Source organism: Vibrio sp. A2-1, from assembly GCF_021728355.1.
In the GTDB taxonomy this organism is placed as follows: domain Bacteria; phylum Pseudomonadota; class Gammaproteobacteria; order Enterobacterales; family Vibrionaceae; genus Vibrio; species Vibrio splendidus_K.
Map to the genome: position 1 here is coordinate 715,221 of NZ_JAKKCO010000001.1, position 26,841 is coordinate 742,061.

Annotated in this window: 20 protein-coding genes and 1 riboswitch; of the genes, 7 read left to right on the forward strand and 13 right to left on the reverse strand. The window is 44.3% G+C overall.

Annotation, left to right across the window (positions count from 1 at the left end; all coding sequences use genetic code 11):
* Positions 1-22: 22 nt before the first annotated feature.
* The gene (locus tag L3V33_RS03000) at positions 23-1,117 is read right to left on the reverse strand and encodes a substrate-binding domain-containing protein (protein WP_171330150.1); all 1,095 of its coding nucleotides are present in this window, start codon (positions 1,115-1,117) and stop codon (positions 23-25) included.
* 81 nt (positions 1,118-1,198) lie between these two features.
* Here L3V33_RS03000 and L3V33_RS03005 point away from each other — a divergent pair, with 81 nt between their 5' ends.
* Together L3V33_RS03005 and L3V33_RS03010 are read left to right on the forward strand one after the other, a co-directional pair.
* Entirely contained in the window at positions 1,199-2,317 is a 1,119-nt protein-coding gene (locus L3V33_RS03005) for a substrate-binding domain-containing protein (RefSeq protein ID WP_171314497.1), read from the forward strand.
* The gene (locus tag L3V33_RS03010; RefSeq protein WP_237288948.1) at positions 2,314-4,788 is read left to right on the forward strand and encodes an EAL domain-containing protein; all 2,475 of its coding nucleotides are present in this window, start codon (positions 2,314-2,316) and stop codon (positions 4,786-4,788) included. Before L3V33_RS03005 ends, L3V33_RS03010 begins: the two co-directional genes overlap by 4 nt.
* Positions 4,789-5,028: 240 nt before the next feature.
* On the opposite strand, the gene L3V33_RS03015 is transcribed toward L3V33_RS03010, so the two are convergent.
* The 9 genes from L3V33_RS03015 to L3V33_RS03055 form a co-directional block, all read right to left on the reverse strand.
* Positions 5,029-5,934, reverse strand: coding sequence for a LysR family transcriptional regulator (locus L3V33_RS03015; protein ID WP_004730495.1), 906 nt, complete (start codon positions 5,932-5,934; stop codon positions 5,029-5,031).
* A gap of 164 nt (positions 5,935-6,098) precedes the next feature.
* On the reverse strand, positions 6,099-7,466 hold the full coding sequence (locus tag L3V33_RS03020; protein WP_237288950.1) for a BatD family protein: 1,368 nt from the start codon (positions 7,464-7,466) through the stop codon (positions 6,099-6,101).
* Positions 7,463-9,187, reverse strand: coding sequence for a VWA domain-containing protein (locus L3V33_RS03025; RefSeq protein ID WP_171330144.1), 1,725 nt, complete (start codon positions 9,185-9,187; stop codon positions 7,463-7,465). The genes L3V33_RS03020 and L3V33_RS03025 overlap by 4 nt, the downstream gene beginning before the upstream one ends.
* Positions 9,180-10,259, reverse strand: coding sequence for a VWA domain-containing protein (locus L3V33_RS03030; RefSeq protein WP_237288952.1), 1,080 nt, complete (start codon positions 10,257-10,259; stop codon positions 9,180-9,182). The genes L3V33_RS03025 and L3V33_RS03030 overlap by 8 nt, the downstream gene beginning before the upstream one ends.
* Positions 10,252-10,794 (reverse strand): DUF4381 domain-containing protein, encoded by a 543-nt coding sequence (locus L3V33_RS03035; RefSeq protein ID WP_171330140.1) that lies wholly within the window; start codon positions 10,792-10,794, stop codon positions 10,252-10,254. Before L3V33_RS03035 ends, L3V33_RS03030 begins: the two co-directional genes overlap by 8 nt.
* Positions 10,795-11,757 carry a DUF58 domain-containing protein gene (locus L3V33_RS03040; protein WP_017073968.1) on the reverse strand — a complete coding sequence of 321 codons (963 nt, stop codon included), beginning with the start codon at positions 11,755-11,757 and terminating at the stop codon, positions 10,795-10,797. It lies immediately after the preceding gene.
* 12 nt (positions 11,758-11,769) lie between these two features.
* A complete protein-coding gene (locus L3V33_RS03045) occupies positions 11,770-12,753 on the reverse strand; it encodes a MoxR family ATPase (RefSeq protein WP_237288954.1) in 984 nt (327 codons plus the stop codon).
* 128 nt (positions 12,754-12,881) lie between these two features.
* Positions 12,882-15,320 (reverse strand): tetratricopeptide repeat protein, encoded by a 2,439-nt coding sequence (locus tag L3V33_RS03050; RefSeq protein ID WP_237288956.1) that lies wholly within the window; start codon positions 15,318-15,320, stop codon positions 12,882-12,884.
* A gap of 192 nt (positions 15,321-15,512) precedes the next feature.
* Positions 15,513-17,060 carry an arylsulfatase gene (locus tag L3V33_RS03055; protein WP_004730481.1) on the reverse strand — a complete coding sequence of 516 codons (1,548 nt, stop codon included), beginning with the start codon at positions 17,058-17,060 and terminating at the stop codon, positions 15,513-15,515.
* Between the two features lie 347 nt (positions 17,061-17,407).
* On the opposite strand from L3V33_RS03055, the gene L3V33_RS03060 reads away from it, so the two are divergent.
* From L3V33_RS03060 to L3V33_RS03080, 5 genes are all read left to right on the forward strand, one after another.
* Complete coding sequence (locus L3V33_RS03060; protein WP_108086006.1) at positions 17,408-18,970, forward strand: arylsulfatase; 1,563 nt, start codon at positions 17,408-17,410, stop codon at positions 18,968-18,970.
* Positions 18,971-19,392: 422 nt separating this feature from the next.
* A complete protein-coding gene (locus tag L3V33_RS03065; protein WP_237288957.1) occupies positions 19,393-20,487 on the forward strand; it encodes a cytochrome c peroxidase in 1,095 nt (364 codons plus the stop codon).
* On the forward strand, positions 20,480-22,933 hold the full coding sequence (locus L3V33_RS03070; RefSeq protein ID WP_237288959.1) for an ATP-binding protein: 2,454 nt from the start codon (positions 20,480-20,482) through the stop codon (positions 22,931-22,933). The genes L3V33_RS03065 and L3V33_RS03070 overlap by 8 nt, the downstream gene beginning before the upstream one ends.
* A gap of 8 nt (positions 22,934-22,941) precedes the next feature.
* On the forward strand, positions 22,942-23,370 hold the full coding sequence (locus L3V33_RS03075) for a hypothetical protein (protein ID WP_237290160.1): 429 nt from the start codon (positions 22,942-22,944) through the stop codon (positions 23,368-23,370).
* Between the two features lie 107 nt (positions 23,371-23,477).
* Positions 23,478-24,128, forward strand: coding sequence for a DUF2057 family protein (locus L3V33_RS03080; RefSeq protein ID WP_237288961.1), 651 nt, complete (start codon positions 23,478-23,480; stop codon positions 24,126-24,128).
* A gap of 88 nt (positions 24,129-24,216) precedes the next feature.
* Here the strand turns inward: L3V33_RS03080 and L3V33_RS03085 are convergent, their stop codons facing one another.
* From L3V33_RS03085 to L3V33_RS03095, 3 genes are all read right to left on the reverse strand, one after another.
* Positions 24,217-24,375, reverse strand: a complete 159-nt coding sequence (locus L3V33_RS03085; protein ID WP_017070406.1) for a hypothetical protein — start codon at positions 24,373-24,375, stop codon at positions 24,217-24,219.
* Between the two features lie 164 nt (positions 24,376-24,539).
* Positions 24,540-25,256, reverse strand: coding sequence for a Crp/Fnr family transcriptional regulator (locus L3V33_RS03090; protein ID WP_017081172.1), 717 nt, complete (start codon positions 25,254-25,256; stop codon positions 24,540-24,542).
* A 338-nt stretch (positions 25,257-25,594) separates the two neighbouring features.
* Positions 25,595-26,593, reverse strand: a complete 999-nt coding sequence (locus L3V33_RS03095; protein ID WP_237288964.1) for an adenosine deaminase — start codon at positions 26,591-26,593, stop codon at positions 25,595-25,597.
* A gap of 90 nt (positions 26,594-26,683) precedes the next feature.
* A riboswitch (purine riboswitch) is annotated at positions 26,684-26,783 on the reverse strand.
* Positions 26,784-26,841: the final 58 nt, after the last annotated feature.

Here is a 26,841-nt window from a genome sequence, read left to right on the forward strand (position 1 = left end):
TAAAGGACAGATCGAATCGAACCTAGTTCTTACCAGAATATCGAAACGCTTCTCTGGTCAGCTGATCCAACTGGTCATCATTCATCTTGTTGTGCACAACCGTGATACGGCCTAAATAAACCAGTGGGACTTCTGCCTCACGCTCTTCCAAGTGAAACTTGATCGCCTCGGCAGTTGCCACACCAAGGTCATCACTCATTCTCATTGGAGTCGCATCCAATTCATCCGTACGAATCTTTTCAATCTCTTTCGCTGTACCGCCCCAACCCGTCACATAGATTTCAGACAACATGTCGGCATTGTTTAATGCATCCACCGCTCCCATGGTCATCGCAGTATTGGCATTGTGAACCATGGTCACCTCAGGGAAATTACCGAGCACTAAACGAATTCCATCGGCACCGCCTATCTTCTGGTATTGCCCAAAATGCTCATACACTGTTAGCCAATCACCTTTGTCTTCTACGCAATCAATGAAACCTTGCGAGCGTTGGGTATCGGTTATTCCCGGTATCCCACGATTCGCTGAAAATTCTACGTCGTTACCGAGCTCTTTCACCACATGGTCACACAGGACATCGGCCCCCATCGCGCTTGAAAAATCAAACCAGCTATCCGGTTGATGTTTCCATTGTTCATTGGGCGTGTGAAAAGCCCAAATAAACGTTTTGAATTCTGTCGAAGCAGACAGTTTTTGAATATTCTCCGCTTGAATACCCAGTTCAGAAGGGCCAAAAATAACGAAGTCGTAAGGGGTTTCAGAGTTCAACACTTGTTCGGTGTATTGGGTCTGCAATGAGTGCTCAATTTGCCTTGAGGTGAACTCGCTTATCTCAAATGGTAACTCCAAAGCGACGAGCCTTTGCTTCAATGCTGTGTAATTTCTTGTCCAAAAGTCAGAAATATCTGCACTTGGGTAAATTAATGCAATTCTTACCGGTTTTTCTACCGACATTGGAGCCAAAAGAATCGGTTCGCCACTCACAGTCTCTTGAAATTTTTCGAGTTTCTGAGCATCAGCCTCCACCCTTATACGGTCGGACTTGGCGTACAAAGGGAGGGAAAAACACGCTGTCAGTAGGGTTAGCAAGACGTTTTTACAAATTTGACCCGGCATAACTGTTACCAAATGTTTGAATGTTTATTAACATTATTATAAATATAGAGCGATTATAAGTTAAAGCGTTTTATAAGCCATATGAATAAGAGATTAAATTTTGCGAGTTTGTTGCTCGCTATTACTTGCTACTCTCAGAGTTTTGCGGGTAATCATGAAGACGGTTTCTTCCAATATGCTGAAGAAAAAGTGATGCGTGCGGTTTCCAACCAGCGAACGTGGAATGGCCCCACACAAGGCCCTGCTGTGCGCCATGAAAAGAACGTTATTTTTGTCGCGTCTGATTTACGTAATGGTGGCGTTTATGGCGTTGGGAAAGGCATATCTGAAGCCATTTCTAACATCAATTGGCACCTTAGATTCATCGATGGATTAGGCTCAGAAGTGCGCCAAGGTGCAGCTATCAGGAAAGCGATTGGTTTTGAACCCGATGCCATTGTTTTGGGCGGCATTGACGCTGTCCGACACAAAACCATTTTGAAACAAGCAGAAGATCTGGGAATTGTAGTCATTGGATGGCACGCGACTGAACTTGTCGGTGGTAATCCAGAAATAGGTTTATACACCAACATCACCACCGACCCTCTCGATGTGGCGGAAGTGGCCGCGCTACTCGCGATTGTAAACTCAAACGGTCGAGCGAGAACCGTGGTGTTCACCGACCCTAACTATGAAATCGCGATGATCAAAGCCAACGCGATGGTCAATACCATCAAGCGTTGCAGCACTTGTGATGTACTTGAGCTTAACTATTTACCGCTCGATAAAATTGCCGAGCAAATGCCTGCGACATTAAAGAACCTAGATGAGAAGTACGGCGAGAAAGTCACTCATCTTCTGGCAATCAACGACCTGTACATTGACTATGCTATCCCGTCTTTGGAGTCAAACCTCGAGGAGTACCGGTTAATACCACAAAATATCTCAGCGGGTGATGGCAGCAAGGCCGCGTACAAAAGAATCAATAGCGGTCAATTCCAACTGGCAACAGTACCTGAGCCCTTATATCTACAAGGCTGGCAAATAGTCGACGAACTCAACCGAGCATTTAATCACATGCCGCCAAGTGGCTACTCTGCCCCTGTGCATCTCGTCACGCCCGATAATGTTGAAGAGCTCATCAGCCAGTCAGACAAAGGCATCTACGACCCTAAAAATGGCTACCGTGAAGCGTATCTGAAAATTTGGAAGCCACAATGAAATTACCTCAGATAAACATCACCCAACGACTCATTATTTCGAACCTGCTTTCGCTTTTGATTGTCAGCTTTGCTGTCATCATGGTGATTCGATCTCTGTATTACGTCGAGTCGACGCTTAAAAACGAAACTTCTACACACGTATCAGACTTGATTGTTAACTCTGAAATCAGCCGACGCGTATTTACGCTCACCTCTCGAGTTAAGCTACTTGAACAAACTTTTTTGTTCAGTGAAACCACACTGTCGGAAGAAGCATTTAATGTGGATTTCCAGCTTCAACGACTCAGAGACCTATCAACTAACGAAGGTTTCTCGCAAAAAATTGATGCCTTTATCGATAACTTCCACCGTTTCTTAGGCAGTTCGCTCGCATTGAATCGAATTCTAAAACAGACCAATCAGATCGACGCCACCTTAGCCGAACAGCTTGATCAGCTCGAATTTGCGATAGCCGACAGCAAGCTTAGGCACTTAGACCAACCCAATTTCATTCGTTATAACAATGAATTAGATCTTATCAACATGTTGAGAGAGTCGTTCCTCACCTCAGGAAAAATGGTTGGAGACATTCACAGTCGCATCACGCCAGAAACGGAAAAAGTACTGCTTATCGAAGTCGAGAAAGAACTCGATATATTCTTACTCCACTTAGAAAACGTTGATATCGAAACGACGGCGGTTATTGCTGAGAAGAAAAGAATCAATCGAACGGTGAAACGATACAACGCCGCTTTAAAACGCATTCGAGCGAATTTGGAACAGCGTTGGCTGGTGATGGCTTCACTCTTAGTAGCTCAAAGCGACCTATTGGAGATGGTAGAAAAAACCGAGTCACGCGTACAAAGCCAAGCCTTAGAATTAACCGACCAGCTTGAAAAAGAGATCGGTTTATCAAGACTGAACGCCATTATTATCAGTTTTTCAGCCGTTGTATTATCGATGTTGTTGGTTCACCACGTTGTTCGACACCACATTCGAAAGCCACTCAATGCACTGAGACATGGCTTCGATCGTCTAGAGTCTGGAAGCCTAAAAAACCCAATTAACTTGGGCCGGAGTGACGAATGGTCTCACTTAGAGAAAGCCTATAACGATATGGCTTCAAGGCTATCTAAAGCATACCTAGACCTCACGGAAGAAAAAAAGAACTTCGACTTCCTCGCCCACCACGATCCACTGACCAGTTTGGCAAATCGACTATTAGCAACCAAACAGTTAGATGAAGAGATCAGGAAATCCTATGAGAACAACGCCTCTTTCTTGCTGTTCTACCTCGACATTGACGAGTTTAAGACCATTAATGATTCTTTAGGGCATGCACCAGGTGACAACTTATTAGTCAATGTCGGGCACATATTGAGTAACTTAGTGGGTGATAAAGGCTTTGTTGCGCGAATGGGCGGAGACGAGTTCTTGGTTGTTTACTCAAACATTGGGTTAGACGAAGGCGAATCTATCGCAGACCGCTTAAATCAAGCGTTAAGAAAGCCTTATTACATCGATGATAATTCTATCTTTGTATCGGCGAGTATTGGTGTGTGTGAGTACCCTACTCATGGTTTAGATCGTGAAACTCTAATCAGGAATGCGGACACAGCAATGTATCACGCAAAGCGAAACGGCCGAGATCAATATCGCGTCTACGCGGACGAAATGACTCACGAGGTAAATGACTTGATTGAAACCAACATGGGGCTTCATCAAGCCATTGCCAATGACGAGCTTGAAGTTTTCTTCCAACCCAAAGTCAACTTAGACTCGCAAGACATCATTGGTGCCGAGGCTCTAATACGTTGGCGTCACCCTAAACTGGGCTTATTACCGCCCGTCGATTTCCTTGAGGTTGCCGAAAAAAGTGATCTCATTATCGACATTGATAAATGGGTATTTAAGAAAGTAGCGAATCTGATTACCGAATGGCAACGCGCGGGAATGCACCTACAGGGCGTGATTTTTTCCATCAACTTCTCAGCGAGAATGTTCTATATGACCGATCTCGCAGACCAGTTACAAGTGATACTCGACGAAACAGATTGTCAGCCTCATCAGCTGCTTCTGGAGATCACAGAAAGGGATATGATGCGAGATTTCGAGACCTGTTCAAGGACCATTGAGGTACTTCATTCTAAGGGTTACAAGATCGCTATCGATGATTTTGGAACGGGTTATTCTTCGTTGTCGGTGTTGAAGAATCTTTCCGCCGATTGCGTAAAATTAGATCGAAGCTTTATTGAAGATATTAACTCGTCAAAAGTAGATTATGAGATTACTTGCGCGGTTCTCAAGCTCGCGCAAATACTCGATTTCTCAGTGATTGCAGAAGGCCTTGAAACCCAGAATCATGTAACGACTCTGCGCCAGATCGGTTGTAAATACGCTCAAGGCTATTTCTTCGCGCGACCTTTACCTATTGATGATTGGGTGTCCTACTTCTTGCTTAACTCAGAACAGAGCCCAAAAGAGGCTTAGTATCCGTTACTTAAATTAAACAATTCAGTAAGTTAAGTTCTTTCACTGATTTATGATTAAACAAGGGCTGCCTTCGGGCAGCACCAAGCGAAACATATCTTACGAGTCCCACCTGACTCTAACTTGTAGGTCAATATCCCGTCCCCTTGTAGTAAACACCGCTTACCTCAGCTCAAGGATACTGGCTTTCTTTCCATTTAAAATTGCGCGAATGCTTTCTATGAAAAAGCCCTTTAAAAGCTAACTTGATAACTCTTTTGCCGCCGCTTTGAGCTTAGTGCGCAACCACTTGTGGCTAGGTTCGTTAGTGCGACTGGGGTGCCAAATCATACACATATCAAGGTCTTCCAATTCGAATGGCAAAGGCAGAGTTTTAACGTCATATTTTTCAGAAAAGCAACGCACCGATGACATAGGTAGCACGCCAATGTAATCAGAGCCCTCAATAACAGGCAGCATCTCAACAACGCCAGCAGCTCGATAGACTATTCTGCGTTTTTCAAGGTCACTGTAGTGTTCAGAACTCAATAAGCTTCTACGTGCATGCCATCTTGAAACAACCACATGATCAAGTGATAAAAACTGTTCCATATCGATAGTGTCACCAATCGTGGGATGGTCTTTACGGCACACCACCACCAGTTCCTCTTTAGAGATCACCTCATGCTTGAGCATGGTTCTTCCTCTTGGCGTCATATCGATAATGACATCATGTCTTTGAAGCCTTAAATCAGACTCGTAATCTTCCGTAAATAGAGGATGAACTTCTAATGCGATACCAGGTGCGACTTGACTGATTAACTGCATGACTCTTGGCATCATTTCATAACTCGCTGCTGAAACGCAGGCAATTGAAAACACACGGCCAGAGGTTTTAGGGTCAAAATCTCTTGATGCGGATAAAGTAGAAGTAAAGTTTTTAAGCGCCGCAGCCATTGCTGGATAGATATCAATAGCGAATGTGGTTGGCTCTACGCCAGAAGTAGTTCGATGAAACAGTGGCTCGTCATAAATATCACGCAGCCTAGCGAGCGCTTTGCTTACCGCTGGCTGGCTGATGTCCATACGATTCGCAGCCCTAGACAAGTTCTGCTCTTCATAAATAGCGACAAAAATAGGAATTAAATTTAGTTCAGTACTTTTCATACAGTTCCATAGTAAAGAAGCAGGTTCCCCATATTAGAGAACCTGCCGATTATGTTCGATGCGAATTGCTAAAAGTTGTGCGTAATGCCGCGATTAGCCCACAATTTTTATAGATATTTCAATTTGACGGATTTCATCGCATACATGCACTTCTCATCGCAAAGCTACTCAGTTCTATCTTTTAAGTCTGGCAATGCTTTAGGAATTTTCAAGCGGCTAATAATCGTACGAGAAGCGCCTGATTTTGATTTTCCAGATGATAGGTTTCGTAACCCTCGCCATAAACGCGTAAAGACGGCTTGATCTTTACACCCTTGCTGGAGCGCTTCGCTATCTTCCACCCATCGCTTTTGTCCATTCAATTTACCAAGTTGCGCTTTACTCAGCTCGAGTTGGGCGGTTTCACTGCGTAGTTGACGATAGACAAAAGTTCTTAATGCAGGCCAATTACCTTGCTTAAGTAAACGACGTAGTGCCAACCAACCTGGTGTTGGGCGGTTCGCATAATAACGTTTAACAGAAACAAAGCACGCCACACTGAACAACAGTGCCAGACCAACGCTAATAAACACTGACATGTAAGCCTTGATGAAAGATTGGACTGTGTGTTTTGCTTCAAACACATTCCCTTTTATCACCACGTTTTCAATGCGTTGATTCTTGCTGTCCCACCACTGAAATGAAAACTCTGGCAACGTAAATTCACCGCCCTGCTGAATAACATAAACCGTCTCTTCAATTCGACTGGAACGGTAGTTACCACGATCTTGAGTATCATCTAAACGATTAGGTTGCGGGTAAGCTTGGTACTGCTGGGTCGATCCATTGTTCAACACGTCCGGAAGTAATACAGAAAGGCTGTCTTTTGCCTTGATGGTTACCGTTCGAGTAATAGCATCGCCTACTTTTAAGTTTTCACTCGAGCGTTGCCATTGTTGCTCTGTATCTACTTCTGTTGCAGAAAACCAAGGCGATTCATTATCAAGTAAACCTGAAGGCAACGAAGCTTCAAACTTAATTGGCTGCGTGTAAAGCGTGCCGCCAACGTTAGAGCCATCAGGTGCAGAAATTTGGACGCGAACCGGCACGGTTGGAATGACAAACTCGCCAGAAGTCATCGGATAGAGCGTCACTTCCCAACGCTGGCGTGACCATGTAGTGCCATTGACCCGTTCCGTGTAGTTAGTTGCGAGTTGGTTGCGTTGCTTAGCAATCACGTTAGGGATTTCGATACTGCCGATTCGAGTCCCTCCCGTTAACCAACGCGGCGTCGCCACCTCAATGTTCAGAATTACCTGCTCATTAACGCTCACTTTGGTCGGCGTTATCTTATCACCTGACTTTGGCTTCTCCCCTACCCAAGCAATAAGCTCAACGTCACCACTTTTTTGGAGATCGAAGATATCTGCAGCAGAAGCAACAAAAGGAGAAAACCAACTCAATATAAGAGTCATCGACAGTAACCACTTACGGGCTCTGAATCGCACTCTCTTTGATTGAATGGCTTCAAGAGCTAAATCATATCGACTCATTGGGTTTGCTCCTGTTTTGATGCCTGTTCCTGTTTTGACGCTTGTTCGATGGAAGGTGCAGGGTCTCTTAATTGAATTTGGAACTTGGACTTCAAGAAGAACTTAGGATCCGCTTCTACTCTCTTTAACCACTTATCGGCAAGCTCTTGGCTACCCAAAATTTCATTGGCATTAAGCGTTTCCTTGAGCATCAATTCCGCTACCGTTTCTTCTTCAGCGCCATCACCCGTTCGCGGCTGATCGTCTTCGAGTTCTAAAGACTCTTCAGGGCCATCTGTGGTTCCGGATTGACTTTCACTGGTTCGGTTAACCTCTTCGACAATCCCGCTAAGCACTGCAAGGTTATTTTCCACATCCGTTCTTAGTTCTGGTGAAAGATCCTCTTTCTCGCTTAGGGATTTCAAAAGGTCTCGCGCCGCAAGATATTCTCGCTGTCTGGCTAACGCACTCGTCGCGTTGTATAAACCAAGGTCAGTTTTGGTTTGCAGGAATGCACTGTGAGCGAGCTTAAAATCACGAGCATAGTAGTAAGCCGCGCCTTTTCTCATTGGGTCAGTAAAATGTTTTGCTGCTTCAAGGTATTCCTTCTGGTTCAAGAGGCGTTGACCTTGCTGGTCAGACGTTAACCATAAGTCCCACCACCATTGAGCTGTTTTGTCCCAAGCCGTAACCGACTCCACCACAACTGGTTTCTCAGCGGTTAAGTTAACTGTTTTCGCCAAAGTGTCTGGTGAATACATGCTGCTTGTGATCATCAAACCAACGACACACCACTGCACCAGCCACCCTTTTCTGAACCACAACAACATGATGATCGCCATTGGAATGAGCAGACCATAGCCCATGTCTTTCCAAGGCATTGAAGATTCGCCGTTGAGCTGCATGTTTCTTTCAACCGCTCTGTTCAGTTGTTGAATATCCGAATCATCAACGGTCACCTCAATCAATCGCCCACCCGTCTTACTCGCTAAGTTACGCAGTGAATCTAGGTCGACAGGGTTATCGCTCACCACATTACTGTTTCCTGCGGCGAGAATTAGTAACTGATACGGGTTGTCGTTAAAGAAACTCTCGTACGCCCTAATGGTGCTTGGGTTTACACCATCTGATACCAACAGTATTGAAGAGCCTAACTCACCAGACAGTTGCTGATGAATCAGGGGCAGTGCTTCTTCTGCTGACTTACCTGATACCGGCATGATATCGGGTGTGATAGCCGCTAGAAACGGTTCGAATACTTTGCTGTCTTGAGTGACTGGCATCGCGACGTGTGCGCTGCCTGCGTAAACCACTAAGCCCGTATTACCGCCTTTCCGAGCTGCTAATAAGTCTCTAATCTTCTGCTTAGATCGTTCCAAGCGACTCGGTGGTAAGTCTTTAGCGAGCATAGATTCACTGTTATCAAGCACAACCAACATCGACGCTTTGTCTTCACCAAAAGGCGAAGCCTCACGTTGCCATGTCGGGCCAGAACAGATAATGATGGCGATAGTTACAATCACCACCAATAGCTTCAATGGTAGCTGCTTACGCCAACCGGTTTCACCAATGGTCAACGCATCACGTAAGTGATCAGGAAGAATGTCTTTCCACGTTGGCTTAGTTTCTTCTCTCCAACGAATCCATAATAGGAAGAACATCGGTATAAAGGCCAATAACCACAATGGCCGAATAAAATGAAATTGGGTAAAGAACTGCTGTAGCATGAGAGAATCAGGCATCGTCCTCTCCTTTCAAAGTTCTAGTTGAAGAAGCCAAAAGCGATCTTCGACGTATCGTCGCCAAGCTGAACGCGGTCAAATACATCACAACAACCATCGCCATCAAATAATGATGTAGACCTTGCTTAGGACGATAAGTGGTACTTTCATATAGCTGAGGCTCTAGCTCACCAATCTGAGCGTAAGCTTTAGTCAATTCATCGCGGTTAAGCGCCTCAAAGGCTTCGCCACCAGACTCTTGAGCCACTCGTTTGATGGTTTCCATATCCAAAGCCACTTCACCAACGGTTTGTGGGTCACCCATGGCGACCACGTGAATACGAACGCCTTTCGCCTTCGCCACTTTGGCGGCATCGATAGGTTCAACAAAGCTGCCAGTGTCATTACCATCGGTTAGTACGATCACTACTTTCTCTTTTTCGTTGGCATCAACACTTGAATCTTGAACGGCAGCACTTTGCTTTTCGCTTTGTTCAAACACCTTAATCGCCAAGCCAATTGCATCACCTAAGTGCGTGCTTTGCCCTGCCATCGCGACATCGGTTTGATTAAGCAGTTCAAGCCAGACATCTTGGTCAGCTGTAAACGGTGTTTGTACAAACGCTGCATCACCAAAAAGAATCAAACCGAGTCGATCCCCTTTTCGGGTAGTCGCAAAATCAGCCAGCACTTCTTTGGTCGCGTCCAAACGAGATATTTTATCGCCCCGCTTAGAGGTAAAGTCTTGTTCTGCCATTGAGCCAGATAAATCGACCACTACCATCACATCACGACCTAATTGTTCGCGAACTTGCGGCTCACCAAGAATGGTTGGTTTAGCTAACGCGCAAACCACGAGTACCCAAGTAATAGTGAGCGTGGTTCGTTGCCACCAGCTTGGTGTTAGCTGGCTTGCCCCTTCAGACGGTGCTTCACCTATCGCTTCAACCAACTCACTGAAAAATGGCACCTTGATGGCCATTTGCTTGGTTCGATAAGCAGGCACTGCAAAGTAGACCAACAAAGGCAGAGGTAACGCGATAAACCACAGCGGATGCGCAAATTCAAAGCTGGAAGATAAAACATCAAACATTGTCTTGCCCCTCAACCGTTACCTGTACATTCGGCTTATGAAGTTTTAGCCACATCATCGCGGTTTGGATCACCTCTAAACGCTGTTCAAAGCTCAAACGCACATTAGGGTCAATTAGGCTTTGCATCCATAATTCCGAAACTTCATCGGCAAAGAACGCATTGCTGTTTTCACTTGTGTTAGCGCTACCAGGCAGATAAGCGTTTAGACGGTTTACATAGGCTTTTCCAAACAGCTTTGCATTACTGCTGTCTAAGTAACGAAGTACCACTTTCAGTACTTTAAAGGTTCGTTCTGTTGAATTTTTGTCTCGTGCATCCAATACCATGAGCTCTTGAAGCGCTTCTTTGCGATAACGGTTATTCCACCATTTCTGCGCTAAACGATAAGCCAGATAGATAGCGACCAATAACAAAATAACGCCAAGGATCTTCCAGCCGATCGTTTGAGGAGCCCAGCTCACACTGTCAGGAATCGCTACATCGTGCAGTTCGCGGAGGATATAGGTACTTGGAGGAGTATGTTCAACAGCCATTTAGCGTCCTCCCACCAGCTTTTGAAGCTGCGATATGTGAGCGCCGGATGTATCTAGTTCGATATAAGGGAGACTTTTCATCGCCATTAATTTGGCCAGTGATTGTTTTTGGAGTGCTGCTTTTTGGGATAGGCTTTCACTCGCTAGATTAACCTTAGATTGGCTATCTAGGTTGAGTTGAAAATGACCATCACCCACCACCCAATTTGCGCTAGCAAGGTCTTGAGGCAGTGATTGTTCTAATGGATCGGTCACCATAATGGCTAAGATGTCGTTGTGTTGCTGAAGTTGTTTCAGCCGATCAAGGTGCTGTTCTTGGCAGTCTCGCCAGTCACTAATAAATATTAGAGTCGACTGCTTTAGCCTCATTCTCTTGATCAGTTCAATCCACTGACTAAACCCAACACCATCATTGTCACTGACACTCACCCCTAAGCTTTGATTGGCTTTTGCTAGGTGCTTGAGCTGCGCCAGTAAATCAGACTGAGAACGCTGTGCTTTGCTGTGAAATAGCTTTTGGTGTGAAGCTAAAACAAAGCCGACACGGTCGCCGTCTTTAAGCACTCGCCATCCACACAATGCCGCCACTTCGGCAGCCACAACAGATTTCATGGTATTTTGAGAAGCGAAAAACATCGAACTGCGCTGATCAACACAGATCATCACATTTCGGTCTTTCTCTTCGGTGTAACTACGAACATGCGGCTTGCCTGTTCGCATTGTCACTTTCCAATCGAGGTTGCGGATATCATCACCCAATTGATAATGACGCAGTTCCTCGAAATTCAAACCTCGACCGCGAAACAAAGAATTATGTCGTCCTGACAATACGCTGCCTGCCTTTAAATGAGGTAACAGAGAAAACGACTCCGCTTGAGCCTGTATTCGCACTAGCCTTGAATAGTCACAATACAGTCGTGGATCAAGGCCTTGCGATTCGGGAGCTTGTGTTGGCTTCGCCATAACGCCCCCTAGTTATCCGATCTCAACATTATCAAGCAGCTCTTCAACTACTCGTTGATGGTTCACACCATCAGCCAATGCGTCATAAGATAGCGAAAATCGATGGCCTAATACGGTCGGTAGCATTGCTCGCACATCGTCTAACGTGACGTGGTCACGCCCTTGTAGCCACGCATAAGCGCGTGCACATTTATCCAAGGAGATTGACGCTCGTGGGCTTGAACCTATCTCAATCCATTTAGACAAGTTTGATTCTGGGTAACGCTCTGGCTTACGAGTCGCCATCACCAAGGCCACAATGTAGTTTTCGACTAAATCAGAAACCGTAATATCAGGAAGTTGGCGACGAGCTTCAAGTACCAATTCAGGTTCAATATGCTGTGGGGTGACTAATTCTGAACTGGTCTCGCTGCCCAACTCTTCGCTGCGCACCAGTCGAATAATGTCACGCTCCGCTTCGTCTTCTGGGTAGTCGACCGTCACTTTCATAATGAAACGGTCCATTTGCGCCTCAGGCAGTGGATACGTGCCTTCTTGTTCAACAGGGTTTTGAGTCGCTAGCACCATGAACAAGTCTGGAAGGATATGAGTTTGACCACCTACGGTTATCGTGCCTTCCGCCATCGCTTCAAGCAGAGCCGCTTGCACCTTCGCAGGGGCACGGTTCACTTCATCGGCCAGAACAATGCTATTGAAAATAGGCCCCGGTTGGAAATGCAGTTGAGGCTTACCATCCAGCTCTTGATACACTTCAGTACCCGTTACATCTGATGGCAGCAGGTCAGGCGTAAACTGAATTCGACCAAAACTGGTGTTCAGTAGGTTCGCCAGCGATTTCACCGAGCGCGTTTTCGCTGTACCGGGAAGTCCCTCTAAAAGCACATGCCCATTAGTCAATAACCCTATCACCAGAGCCCGAACGACGTGGCTCTGGCCGATAACACTTTTCTCTGTTTGTTCAATCAGTTGGTTTATTGCTTGTTGCGCATGGTTCATAGGTCTTCCCTTAATTCAATCTGGCTGTGGACATCCTACTCACAAGCCCCATAACTATTAGTTATAAGCACCATAAATTATAAGCGCATAGCCACGTCAATGTTGGCGCTTTATTTCAGCTCAGCTTTCTACTGACTAATTGCTTTCAATTGGTTAATGGCTTCCGGTGGTGCCACCTTACTCAATGATGAAATACATTGCTCAAATGCTTTTGGTACACCCGGTTTCTGGTAATTTCGAGCCAAAATCTCACACTGTGCATACAAGTGTTGTGGGTTACGGCTAAATTGGTAAGCCTTGTTCAGCGATTTACTTGCAGCAAGCACATCAGACTTCTCTAAAGCCAAGCCGTACACATACCAATATTGAGGGTCAGTTTGCGCTGTTTCAGCTGCTTGTTTTAGGTAGTCGGTTGCTTGGTCGTAATCTTTCACACGAAGCAAAGATAAGCCTGCACTGTATGGTAATACACTCGATTTTGGTTGCGCTTGAATACCTTGCTTCAAGGTCGACAGCGCTTTTGCTTCGTTACCTTGCGCTCGATACAAATCCGCCAAGTTGGCGTAGCTGTTTTCGAAATAAGGCTCGATTTCGATAGCACCTTGATAAAACTCAATCGCTTTTTGATATTGGCCTAGATCGCGGTAAACGTTGCCTAGGTTAGTACGTCCAAATCCTCTATCGGAATTAAATTGCTGTATCTCAATGTACTCTTCCAATGCAGGCTTGATTTGGTCTTTCTGCAGAGGATTCATTTCTCCCCAATAACGCACTAATGCGCCTGCGGTTTCTGAACGAATCGATAATACAGGGTCTTTCAGTAGCGGCTCCAGAATCTGCCAACGGTCAGAGAATGGGAAACTAGACGAGCCTTGCACAACGCCTAAACGGATCATTTCATCATCATGTTTCACCGCTCTTGCTAGCGAGATAAGCGTATTCTTACCCGTATGACCGCCCAAACGTTCTAAGCTCGATGCACGAATGATATTGCTTAAGCTGGAGTCCTGAGCCGAGTATGCCAACGCATCCTCTGCACCTCTGTGCCCTATTGAGTCAGCATAAAAGGCAACAGCAAAATGTTGTTGGTTACGATACTTAGAATCTGGGAACCATTCGCCAATTTGTTTATCTGCCCACTGGTCAGTTTGGTCTTCATGACAGCTAGTACACACATTCGGCGTTTTAATGTGTTGGCTAATATCAGGACGTGGGATATGCCAACTGTGGTCACGTCTTGGGTCGACCTCCATGTACGTCGTTTCTGGCATGTGACAAGTCGTACATTGTGAAGCTTCGGTATTCGCCTCGTGGAAGGTGTGCTTTTCAGGCGTGTATTCAGAAGCAATGTGACATTGGCTACATACGGCTTCCTCTGCAATTTTTAATTCTGCGGTATGAGGATCGTGGCAGTTAGTACATGTGACCCCTTTTTCAGCCATCACTGATTGCAAGAAAGATCCGTAAACGTAATCTTCATCGTAGATTTGACCATCGTTATGGTAAAGCTCAGGAGTAATCAAGCTCAAACGATACTTATCGAAGAATGAACCGTTCACGTGGTCACCCGTTTCATTTAACTGAGTACGTCGGCTGTGGCATTGCGCACAGGTTTGAACTTGGTTGGTATGGATGATGTCTTTTGGTTGTAGGGTTGAATTGCCCTCTTGGTAGACCCATTCTTTCACCGACTTCGACAAGTCGCGATCAAAGCCATAATGCGCCGAGATTTGAACATCCTTTACGCCATTGGCTTTGGCTGACTTGTTTTGTGTTAACTGAGCTTTAGCTAACTTGGCCTGCTCAACGTGCTCGCTTGCAGGGCCATGACAGGCTTCACAACCGACATTAATCTCAGACCAAGTAGTGTTATAGGTATTACTCGCGCTGTCGTAGTTTTTCTCTAGATTCGTTGAGTGGCAATCGGCACACATGAAGTTCCAGTTTTGACCGCTATTGGTCCAGTAGAATTCATCAGTGTTGGTGGTATCCGGGTAGAGGTTAAACCAGCGTTGACCGCCTTCGCCCTCAGTGCGAGAGTCCCAAGCGAAAGGAATCAACTGTACTCGACCGTCTTCAAACTCAACCATGTACTGTTGTAATGGTTCAAAGGCAAAGGTATAGCTGATTTTGTAATCTTTGAATTGCCCGTCTGGGCCTTCGATATTGACCCAGAACTCTTCACCCTTGCGAAAAAATCGGTTGGGTTTACCGCCATGAGTGACCGTTTGATCGTTGAAATCGCCTAATACAGATTCATCTGTAGCGTGTTTCATCGCCATGTCATGATGAGAGCCCTGCCACGCTTCGACTTCTTCACTATGACAATCAACACAAGCTTCCGATCCAACATAGGTGGCTTTAGAGCCGATAGGTAAAACATCAGAGCTAGCGTGTGAAGCTACAGAACTGAGCTTTGAAGTCTCAGTGTTGCTATTAGGAGCTTGCTCGTTGGCATAGGTGCTCAAACTGAACAGCGACAACATAAGTGGAGACAAGATTACGGATAATACTGCGACTCTCTGGTGTTTCAATCCGTTCACTAGCGAGCACAACCATGCAGACATAACATTCCTTGTTTTTATACATCCTCATGCTTACTAAGGTAGACGTAAAAACGACTAAAATACAATTATTTAGTGGCAATGAGCACGATAGTTGTGATTCATATTCACGACCGGGATTTACTCATCGATATGCGCATAAAAAAAGAGCTCCTAGGAGCTCTTTCGTGTTATCAGTTTAGCTAAGGCAATAGTTTACTTATTATGGTTCTCTTGAAGTTTCTCCATAACCTGATCCAAGCTAAAGCTTGCTGCTTTTTGGCGTGGTGGGTATTCGGCAAACGTTTCTAAGAACTCGCCTACATACGCTTGCGCAGGAACGAACATATAAGCATGGTCTAACAACCAGTCATAATAGGTATTCGACGTAATATCTGCGTTTTCGTATGGGTCCATACGCAGGTTAAACAGCTTAGGAAGACGTAACGTCACGAACGGTTCTGACCAAATCTGCATGGTACCCGTTGCACGTTGCTCCATGAACACCGCTTTCCATTGGTTGTAACGAAGCGCCGCTAAATCGCCATCATCGGTAAAGTAGAAGATCTCTGAACGACGGCCTTTTTCTTCTTCACCCGTTAGGTAAGGAAGGAAGTTATAACCATCTAAGTGAACCTTAAACGTTTTATCACCTGCAGTATGACCTTTAAGTAGTTTCTCTTTGATTTGGTCATCACCAGCAGCGGCAACGAAGGTTGGCATCCAGTCCATGTGGTGCATGATTTCATTGGATACTGTTCCAGGTTCAATCTTACCAGGCCAACGGACCATTGCTGGTACACGGTATGCGCCTTCCCAGTTAGTGTTTTTCTCACCACGGAACGGGGTTGTACCCGCATCTGGCCAAGAGTTCATGTGTGGGCCGTTATCCGTTGAGTAGAAAACAATCGTGTTGTCTTTGATTCCCAACTCATCCACTTGCTTCAATAGTTGCCCAACGTGTCGATCGTGCTCAACCATACCATCAGCGTAGTTACCGACACCGGTCACACCTTTACTGTCGGCTTTCACGTGCGTTCTAAAGTGCATACGTGTTGCGTTCCACCAAACGAAGAATGGCTTGTCCGCTTTCACTGCGCGATCCATGAAATCAAGTGCCGCGTCTAGTGTTTCTTCATCGACCGTTTCCATACGCTTACGCGTAAGTGGACCCGTATCTTCAATCTTGCCATCAGCGAATGACTTAATGACACCACGCGGACCGAACTTCTTACGAAACTCAGGATCGGTTGGGTAATCTTCATTCTCGGGCTCTTCTTCAGCATTCAGGTGGTAAAGGTTGCCAAAAAATTCGTCAAACCCGTGTGCTGTTGGAAGGAATTCATCTTTATCGCCAAGGTGATTTTTACCAAATTGACCTGTCATGTAACCCATAGGTTTTAGCATTTCTGCAATTGTCGCGTCTTCCGCTTGCAAGCCAATGTCCGCGCCCGGCAAACCTACTTTACTCAAACCCGTTCGTAATACACTTTGCCCCGTAATAAAGGTAGAGCGACCCGCAGTACACGATTGTTCAGCGTAATAATCGGTAAACATCATCCCTTCTTTGGCGATGCTATCAATATTAGGCGTTTTGTAACCCATTAAACCAAAGGTGTATGCGCTAACATTAGACTGTCCAATATCATCCCCCCAAATCACGAGAATATTTGGTTTTTCAGCTGCGAATGTGGTGGTGGAAGCCGCCATCATCGCCGTACCCAAAATCGCTAAACGACGTTTAACGCCATATTTCGCTGTCATAGAAACCTCTTCGTAAGTTATTTGCATCCTGCCCTACAACGTATAGTCCATTTTTTAAGCATGCGCGAGGTTCGCTAAGCTATTAATCTTTTTGTCATTTTTTATTCAGATACAGGTGCAGAAGTTATCGATAAGGTTTACGGCGACAAACATGATAAGGATCACATATGCTATCTAAGGGTTTCTGGCATCCATTAGCCTAAATTCAATTTAATCAGTAAGTTACCCACACATCATAACGATTGGTTATAAGCACTATAAAAGGACGTAACGGAATTTTGGGAATAACATTTGCTCATCGATGCGTTGTTCTAACGCATTAATCTTAAAAGTGAATCGGAGTCCTTATGGGTACTAAAATTAATAAACTAGCATTAGGTGTTGGCTTATTAGCAGCTTCTTCAGCGGCAACAGCAGCAGAAAAACCAAACATTCTTGCTATCTGGGGTGATGACATTGGTGTATTCAACATCAGTGCATACAACAACGGTATGATGGGTTACGAAACACCTAACATCGACCGTATTGCTAACGAAGGCGCACTGTTTACTGACCACTACGGTCAACAATCGTGTACTGCTGGTCGTGCTGCATTCCTAACAGGTCAAGAACCTTTCCGTACTGGTCTATTGACTATTGGCATGCCAGGTTCGGACCACGGTATCCCTGATTGGGCTCCAACGATCGCAGACCTTCTTAAAGAACAAGGCTACATGACAGCTCAGTTCGGTAAGAACCACATGGGTGACCAAGACAAACACCTTCCAACGAACCACGGTTTTGACCAGTTCTTCGGTAACCTGTACCACCTAAACGCAGAAGAAGAGCCAGAGACATACTACTACCCTAAAGACCCTGAGTTCCGTAAAAACTTTGGCCCTCGTGGTGTAATCAAATCGACTTCTGACGGTAAGATTGAAGATACAGGCCCTATGACGCGTAAGCGTATGGAGCATGCGGATGAAGAGTTCCTAGAAGAATCTCTAGCCTTCATGGAAAAAGCCGTGAAAGCTGACAAACCATTCTTCATCTGGCACAACACAACTCGTATGCACGTGTGGACTCGTCTACAAGAAAAATACCAAGGCGCATCTGGTATCAGCATCTACGCTGATGGCATGTTAGAGCACGATGACCAAGTGGGTATCCTTTTAGACAAGCTTGATGAGCTTAAAATCGCAGACAACACTATCGTAATCTACTCTACCGATAACGGTGCAGAAACCGTATCTTGGCCTGATGGTGGTGCTACTTACTTCCACGGTGAGAAAGGTACAACTTACGAAGGTGGCATGCGTGTTCCTCAGCTAGTTCGCTGGCCTGGTACTATCAAACCGGGAACTAAGATCAACGATATCATGGGGCACCAAGACTGGATCCCTACTCTACTAGCAGCCGCTGGTGATGATAAAGTAGTTGATAAGCTAGCGTCTGATAAAGGTGCAACTTACAACGGTAAAAACTGGCGTGTTCACCTAGATGGTTACAACTTCCTACCTTACTTCCAAGGTAAAGAAGAAAAAGGACCTCGTGACAGCATGCTTTACTTTTCTGCTAACGCTGAGCTAAACGCAGTTCGCTGGAATGACTTCAAGATTTCGTTCGCAGTGATGGACGGTAACATCGTTGATGCGGTTCGCTTCCAACCAAACTGGCCTCAAGTTGTTCACCTACGTGCTGACCCATTCGAAAAAGCACCACACGAATCGGGCATGTACCTACGCTGGATGGCAGACAACATGTGGCTATTCGTACCAGTAGGCGGCAAAGTACAAGAGTTCATGAACACGCTACCTGACTACCCAATGCAGCAAAGCCAAGTGTTGAACCCTGGTAACTTCAACCAGAATGCTTACATGCTTCAAGGTAAACTTAAGCAACTAGAAGCGGCAGCAGCGCAAGCTAAATAAGCCCCTCTAGACCATGTAATTCAAGCAGTTTAGAAAGTACATGATGTAATACCAAAGCCGTGGTCACTCTATGCAGTTACCACGGTTTTTCTACGTCTGGCACTTGTTTTCTGTATCTGTATCTGTATCTGTATCTGTATCTTAAAAATCTAAATTTTATACAACAACGTTTTTTCGAATTGACCGTTAACTCACTAACTTGCCCTACGTAACGCGTTGTTTCTAACGATCCCTGTACCTTGTCATTCAACGGTTCAATGACTTCATATTGCTCCTCTCCTCTTGTTACACCATCTTCTTGCAACATCACCATTATGAAACTAAGTTAATAACTATACACCTCTCATCCACAGGGTGAATAAGGTTTAAATCAGAAGGATTCTGACTTGCCAAAATTATCTAAACTAGATGGAACTAATACTATGAAAACGCCATATTTAGCAGTAATAAGCATAACTGTCATTTGCGTTTCAATAGGCCTACTGGTTTATGACGCCGCTTCTTTAAAGATGCACGCCTCTTTTGAGCACCAAGAAAATCACTCTCATGCAAACGACCATGATGATTCATACTCTTCAGAACACTACTCAAATACAAACTCACAAGATGCCCAACAAGCGGCATTTCCAGATCAACAAATCTTCCCAATTCCAGATTCGACCGAGATTAACAATGAACTTGCCAAGATAGGTTGGGTGCTATTCAAAGACCCTAACTTATCGTCGAACCGAAGTGTCAGCTGTGAAAGTTGCCATAGCCTACAAACCAATGGCGCTGAAGTGATTCCGGTTTCGATTGGCGTAAATGGAGCGGGAATGCGAAATTCACTCACCGTTTTTAACGCTGCCTTTAACTACCGATTTTTTTGGGATGGTCGGGTGAATAACCTTGGAGATCAAATCGATGGTCCAGTACACAACGTTGACGAAATGGATTCAAACTGGAAACATATTACGGACTATGTATCTCAATCGGAGACCTACATCAGCCTATTCAAAGAACAATCGACAACCATCAACGAAGCTTCGATTAAGGCTGTGCTTATTGAGTTCATGCAAGGGCTAACCACACCTGATTCTCCTTTCGACCAGTACTTGCGAGGCGATCATTCAGCGCTGTCTGATAAGGCCAAGCGAGGCTGGGAAACCTTTCAGAAGGAAGGTTGTATTCGTTGCCACCAAGGTACAAATATTGGCGGAGGAATGGTCATGCGATTTGGTTATTTTGGGTTATCAAAAACGGGTTCAGAACGAAGTGAAGACCAAGGTCGATTTATGTTTACAGGACAACCACAAGACAAGCACCTCTTCCGTGTCGCCAGTTTAAGAAACGTGGCGATCACTGCACCCTATTTTCATGATGGTCAAACTGAAACGTTAGAGGAAGCCATCAAAATCATGGGTGAAAGCCAACTCGGCAAGACATTTGAAAAACAAACCATTAACGAGATTAAAGTGTTCCTCGAAACCCTAACAGGTAACCGTCCTAAAATGTTAGTGGAGTTTGAAAATGAATAAGATAAGACTCATATTTTTATTCTTTATTTCGCTATTTGTGGGGCTGGTTAGCTTAATCATACTGACCTACTCTGAGCACGAGAAAGTATCGGAATATGGAGAATCTGTTCGAGAGCTGGGGCATGAAGTTTTAGAAATGCGTGATCAGATAACCAACGCTGCTCTCGCTGATATTTCGAACCCTTACCAAATTTCGGCTGAGTTAGTCAGACTAGAAATAGAACTGCAAGAGTTAAAGGGTAGCTATCAGGGTGAAAGCATCCACTCAACGTTCTTTCAAGACTTACAAACCACTCAATTACTTGAACGTTTCCACAAAGCCTCGATATCCAATGTCGATACGCTCGACAAGCTCGTAGGGTTGAGTGTCGCTCGTCAGTTCATACTGCAATCCCTAACGCTACAACTCATTGATAGTCATTCAGCAAACCATCGTGAAGCAGCAAGCGAGCTTAATTCAGAAGAGTTAAATGCACTCTCTACACCGGATATCAATATTCAAAGTGAGCTGCTCGCTAGCGTGTTATTTACAGGCACCCAAATTCAACATCAACAGATAAGCTCAGAGTTGGCGGACCTGTCTAAAACGTTCGCTGAACTTAATCAGCAACAAAATGTATTGTTATCTCAAGTTCTTTCGGTGCATAACATGGAGTACCTTGAGCAAATTGAACACCAATTCACCGACCTTCAAGACCAATTAGAAGGCGTCATGGTTAAACTCACCATCACACTAGCACTACTAACCTTCGTGTTCTCGTTCGCCATATTTATCTTCCGGGTCTTTGAATTAAAACGAAACAACCTTGCCTATCAAGAAGCAGCAGACAAAGCAGAAAAAGCCAACGAAGCGAAGTCCTTATTCCTTGCCACCATGAGTCATGAATTAAGAACGCCGATGAATGGCGTACTAGGTATTGCTCAAATTATCAAAGAGGAATCGCAAAACACAGACACTCGTAAGCAAGCACAGATCATCATCGACTCAGGTCAGCACCTCGTCACCATATTGAATGACATTCTTGACTTCTCTAAGGTTGAACAAGGAAAAATGGAACTTGAATACAGCCCATTCTCAGTCACAGACGTGGTTACACATCTCGATAAGACATTGACACCACTTGCAGAGGACAAAGGGCTAAGTTTTGTCATCAAGGACAACATACCTACCAATATTCAGTTGGTGGGAGACCCCGCGCGTACGCGTCAGATCTTGTTTAATTTGGCAGGCAATGCAGTTAAATTTACTGAATCAGGTAAAGTCGAAGTTGAATTTTTGATTGCACAGACAATCCCGCCAAGCGTTAATATTTTGGTGACGGATACTGGTATTGGCATTGCAGCAGACAAGATAGACCATATATTCACAGCCTTTGAACAAGCCGAGCTTTCCACGACCCGTAAGTTTGGTGGCACAGGATTAGGGCTTTCCATTGTTAAGCAGTTAGTCGAACTGATGGGTGGTACAATTACGGTTACCAGTGAACTTAATCTAGGCACTCGATTTACCATTTCGCTTCCGCTTGAAATGCACGAACTCGAAGAAAAAGTCGTCGTTAAAACACCAACAAAAACTAATCAGGCACTCGACAACTTCTCGGTATTGTTAGTAGAAGACAATAAGATCAACGCAATGGTGATTAGGAAGTTTTGTGAATCTATAAACTTAACCGTTGAGAACGCCTACGACGGTTTGCAAGCCTTAGATAAATTGGCTTCAAACCAATATGACCTAATCATAATGGACAACCACATGCCGAACATGAGCGGTGTTGAAGCGATTCAAAAAATCCGCAAGGAACTCAAGCTGACTACCGTAGTTTTCGCGTGTACAGCCGATGTGTTTAAAGAAGCGCATGACGAATTTATCATGTCCGGGGCTGATTTCGTGCTCACCAAACCATTACAGAAAAACAGCTTACAAAACGCCATCAATGAGTTTCATCATCAGTTTGAGAGCAACCGACATAGCTTGGTTAACGTACATAACTTTCCAGACAAAGATGAAAGCAACATCACTATATTAACGCGCCCACCCAAGAACAAACTTCCACTGACGGAAGAAGAGCTTTCTCGAAGCCATTTATTAGCCACAGGTAAGCTTAAATTAGATGAAAAACTCAAATGCTTAACGTCTCTCGTTGATGACCTAGAAAACGAAATTGATGAATTGATAGAGCTGTTCTCGAGCGCCAGACCCGATGACTTAAATAAAACTTTAAACGCAGTAATAAGCATTGCGTCAAAGTTTGAAATGACGGAAGTACTGGAACTTGCCACTTTCGCTGAACAGATAGCAGAGCGTCAAATCATGCCAGAAGCCGAATTAATCCAACAACTGATCAACCGTTTAATGGTCAACAGCCACCAAGCAACACGCCTAATAAACAAACTCAATCAACAACGTAAAACAGGCTCAATCAACAACGTAAAACGGGCTAAGTGAGATATCACATGACATGGAACTTTAATTTACCCAATACGCGATCAAATATACTCTTAGCCCTTGGTGCAACAATCATTTTCGCCGTCGATTGTCATGTACCTTTAGGCATTGCTATGGCCATTCCCTACATTACGATTGTGCTACTCGCATCGACAACAGGAGAGTCATCTTCCACGATCATTTGGGCCATCATCTGCACCCTGCTGACTCTATTGGGTTACTACTTGTCGGGGACAGGTAGTGAAACCTGGTTCGTCGCCTTCAACCGAGTGATTACGATTTATGCCATTTGGGTATCTGCTCTCGTTCCTATGTATATCACTCTGCAGTCGCTTCGAAGCGCTCAAGAGAGCGATTTAGATAATCCAGAAGAGAAAACGTTGAGGCCACACCATAATACGAACGAAAAAAATACGTTTCGTACGTTCAAGAATTAGGCTTAGGTTAAGTTTCGGTGAATTTTACCAAATCGAGACAAGGTAACTTGAAATACTTCGTTCTGCATGAGATTGTAATTTAACTATCCATAAACAACTGTATGATTATGAAAACATTACAATCCATTGCACTGCTTTCCACAATTATCGTAGCACCGCACGTGTTAGCTGACGTTGAAATCCAAGTTCCATCAAGTGTTGATATTCTAGCGGTCAACGAAGCTAAGCCAGATCTCGATGGTAGCTTATTCTCTTCTTATAAAACGCTAACCGTTCCGGACGGTCAAAATCAAATCGTATTCCAATATCAACTTGCTTTTGATAAAGGCAACGATCGTGAGTTCATTGATAGCGACGCTATTATTGCAACCTTTAGCGCGACAAACACCGCATTAACGTTCGACATGCCGAAGTTCCGCAACACCAACGAAGCGAAAAAAGGCCTTCAAAACTTAGATTGGAAACTGGTTGATGAAAACCAAAATGCAATCAGTGTTAAGCAAGATAAGCTAATCAAAGATGGCATGCAGATTGGTCGTAAGTACCCGCAAGAAGCTAAGGAATACAACCAAAAAGGCGGCATCGCTGCACTTACACTAGGTGCTAGCGCGGGCGCAGTAGCAGTAGCACAACCCGTAACGCTTCCAGCAAAGATTGACGGAAATTCAGCGAATACAGCTGAAGAAATGTTGTATTTCTGGTACGAAAAAGCGGATGCTGAAACGAAGCAGAAATTCAAAGACTACGTGAACAAGTAGCTCAATGGTCTTAATTTCAAAATGAAAGAAGCTGGTACACTGCCAGCTTCTTTTTTGTCTTCATCTAGATGATTTAGGCTTATATTGATTAAGCCGACTCAGTCGATAACACTTTTCCATCTACTTTTGTTGGCCATCCTAGCGCTTTGTATTCTGCGGCCAGTAAGTGCGCACAGCGGCTAGAAACTCTTGTTTTAATCCAATCACCAAGCCCCAATACTTTATATTCCAATACAGCCATTTTCATAACAATTCTATTCCGCTCTAATTCAATTTATAAATCTAGAGTGAACATTATAGGTGTTCTCTTGTAATGTATGTTCCTAAAAGAACACTGTGCATAATTTTTTGAAATATCTAATAAACACTGAAAATCTAGTAATCCAAACGTTAGCTCGTAGTGTTAAAGATTCATGCCTTAATTTCAGCAACAGGATCTCGTATCATCAAATTCATCGGTGAAATATGCTCATACAAGCCCTTAACATCGGTGATAAACACCTTTCCTCTTTGTATCTTAACCAAGCCTTGTTGCTCTATCCCTTTAAGAACTTCGTTTAGCCTAGGTCTTGATATGCCTGTTATCGAACTCAGTTGAATTTGTGAAATATTAATGCTGACGGTTGCCCCCGCGATATTGGTCTGGCGTGCCGCAAGTTCCAACAAGACGTAAATGGTTTTCTGCTCTTTTTCATGAATCGAGGATAAGTAAGCCTGCATCCAAATAGATTGCGCTTTGGTTCCACAGTGAAGTAGCCATTTGTAAACCATGCACTTCCGCTCAGCGAGCTCTAATACCTTACTTGCAGGAAAAAGTACCATAGTGATAGGCTCGACTTCTTCTGCCACTGCAAAGAGGTTGTAGTCAGCATGTATAGACAAAGCACCCATCCAATCTCCCCTTCCAATAACACCACCAGATAAGCTTTTCATGTTTTCCGTAGAAAAACAGATTCCAGCGGAGCCACTTAAAATATAAAAGACACCGGGCAAATTCTGAAACTTTTTTGTAATCTCAAAGCTGTCGACACCCGATTTAAAAACGGCAATATCAAGCAAGCTTTCTATCAAGTCCGCAGACAATTCACACGGCCATTGTATTTGTTCACTGATTGTTGGATCTAACAACAGTTTGTTCCTCCTCAGACAATCTCTGTGTCTGCTTTTATACGCTTATGCTTAAGTTAATCTCTATTTCAATACAGCGTGACACTGTATATCTACACCTCGTTTAAATGTAGTTCATTAAAGCTTAAGACAAGATGTTTTTACCCAAATAAAATCATATTTCTTAATGTCTTAAGCCACTTATCTAGCTTAAAACCCGCTTGAGAACCAAAATAAAAACGACCAACACTTGTTGGCCGTTTAAGCTTTCTAAATCGCAGAATGCCGAGAGTTCGTTCGCATTCACCTATACCCTAAACTTCACCTTTAGCTTCATACTGAAACTTTTAACTTTTAACTTAAGCGAGATACGCCAAAACAACATCACGATATTGCTGTTTCAATGATTCTTCAATAAAGCTCGCTTCTATAGCATTTAAAGTAAATTGAGCAAGCTCTTGCTCCGTCATCTCATGAGCTAAGCTCACCGCGTTAAAGTTATCCGACATATAACCACCAAAGTATGCGGGGTCGTCCGAGTTAATCGTCACCGCTACGCCTCGTCTTAACAGCTCAACAATATTGTGGTCTTCCATCTCATCGAATACACGCAATTTAATATTAGACAGTGGGCACACGGTCAGCGGCATTTTGGTTTCAATCAATTCGGCTATCAGAGCTTCGTCGGTCATACACTGCACACCATGATCCACTCGGCTCACGCTGAGCATTTCAATCGCATCCACAATGTTTTGAGCAGGCCCTTCTTCTCCTGCATGGGCAACAGTTAAGAAGCCTGCTTGTTTTGCTTGCTGGAATACACGCTTGAACTTCTCTGGTGGGTGCCCTAATTCAGAAGAGTCTAGGCCAACTCCGATGATCTTGTCTTGATGCTTCAACACATCGGCGAACGTTTGAATGGCGCTCTCTTCAGATAAATGGCGCAGAAAACATGCGATGATTTGAGATGTTATGCCCATCTCTTTATGACCCTGTTCAAGCGCACGATGAATGCCGTTAATAGCGGTGTCGAATGCAATGCCACGATCGGTATGTGTCTGAGGGTCAAAGAAAATTTCAGTATGGATAACATTGTCGGCTTTACAACGTTCTAAATACGCCCAGGTTAAGTCATAGAAGTCTTGTTCAGTGCGCAATGCATCCGCACCTTGATAATAGATATCAAGAAATGACTGCAGGTCATCAAATTCGTATACGCGTCTTAGCTGCTCTGGGGATGAATAAGGCAGATCAATGCCGTTGCGTTGAGCAAGTTGGAAAAGTAACTCAGGTTCGAGCGAACCTTCAATGTGTAAATGCAACTCTACTTTTGGAAGCCCTTGAATAAATGCGTTCATATTTCACCTACTATGGATTTTAGGTGTGCACTTACTCTGAATAATAGACAGGAGGTTTTCTTGAACGCCATTACAAAGAGTAAGAACACAATTGTGATCTAAACCCTTCGTAATCAGCACTTTGCGGGAGCTGGTAGAGACCCCCAAACCATATCATTGGGGTTATACGAAGCAAACGGTTGCCACTATACAGAGTTCAGTGTGAATTTCACTAATCAATTACTCATTAACATAGTAAAAACCGATTT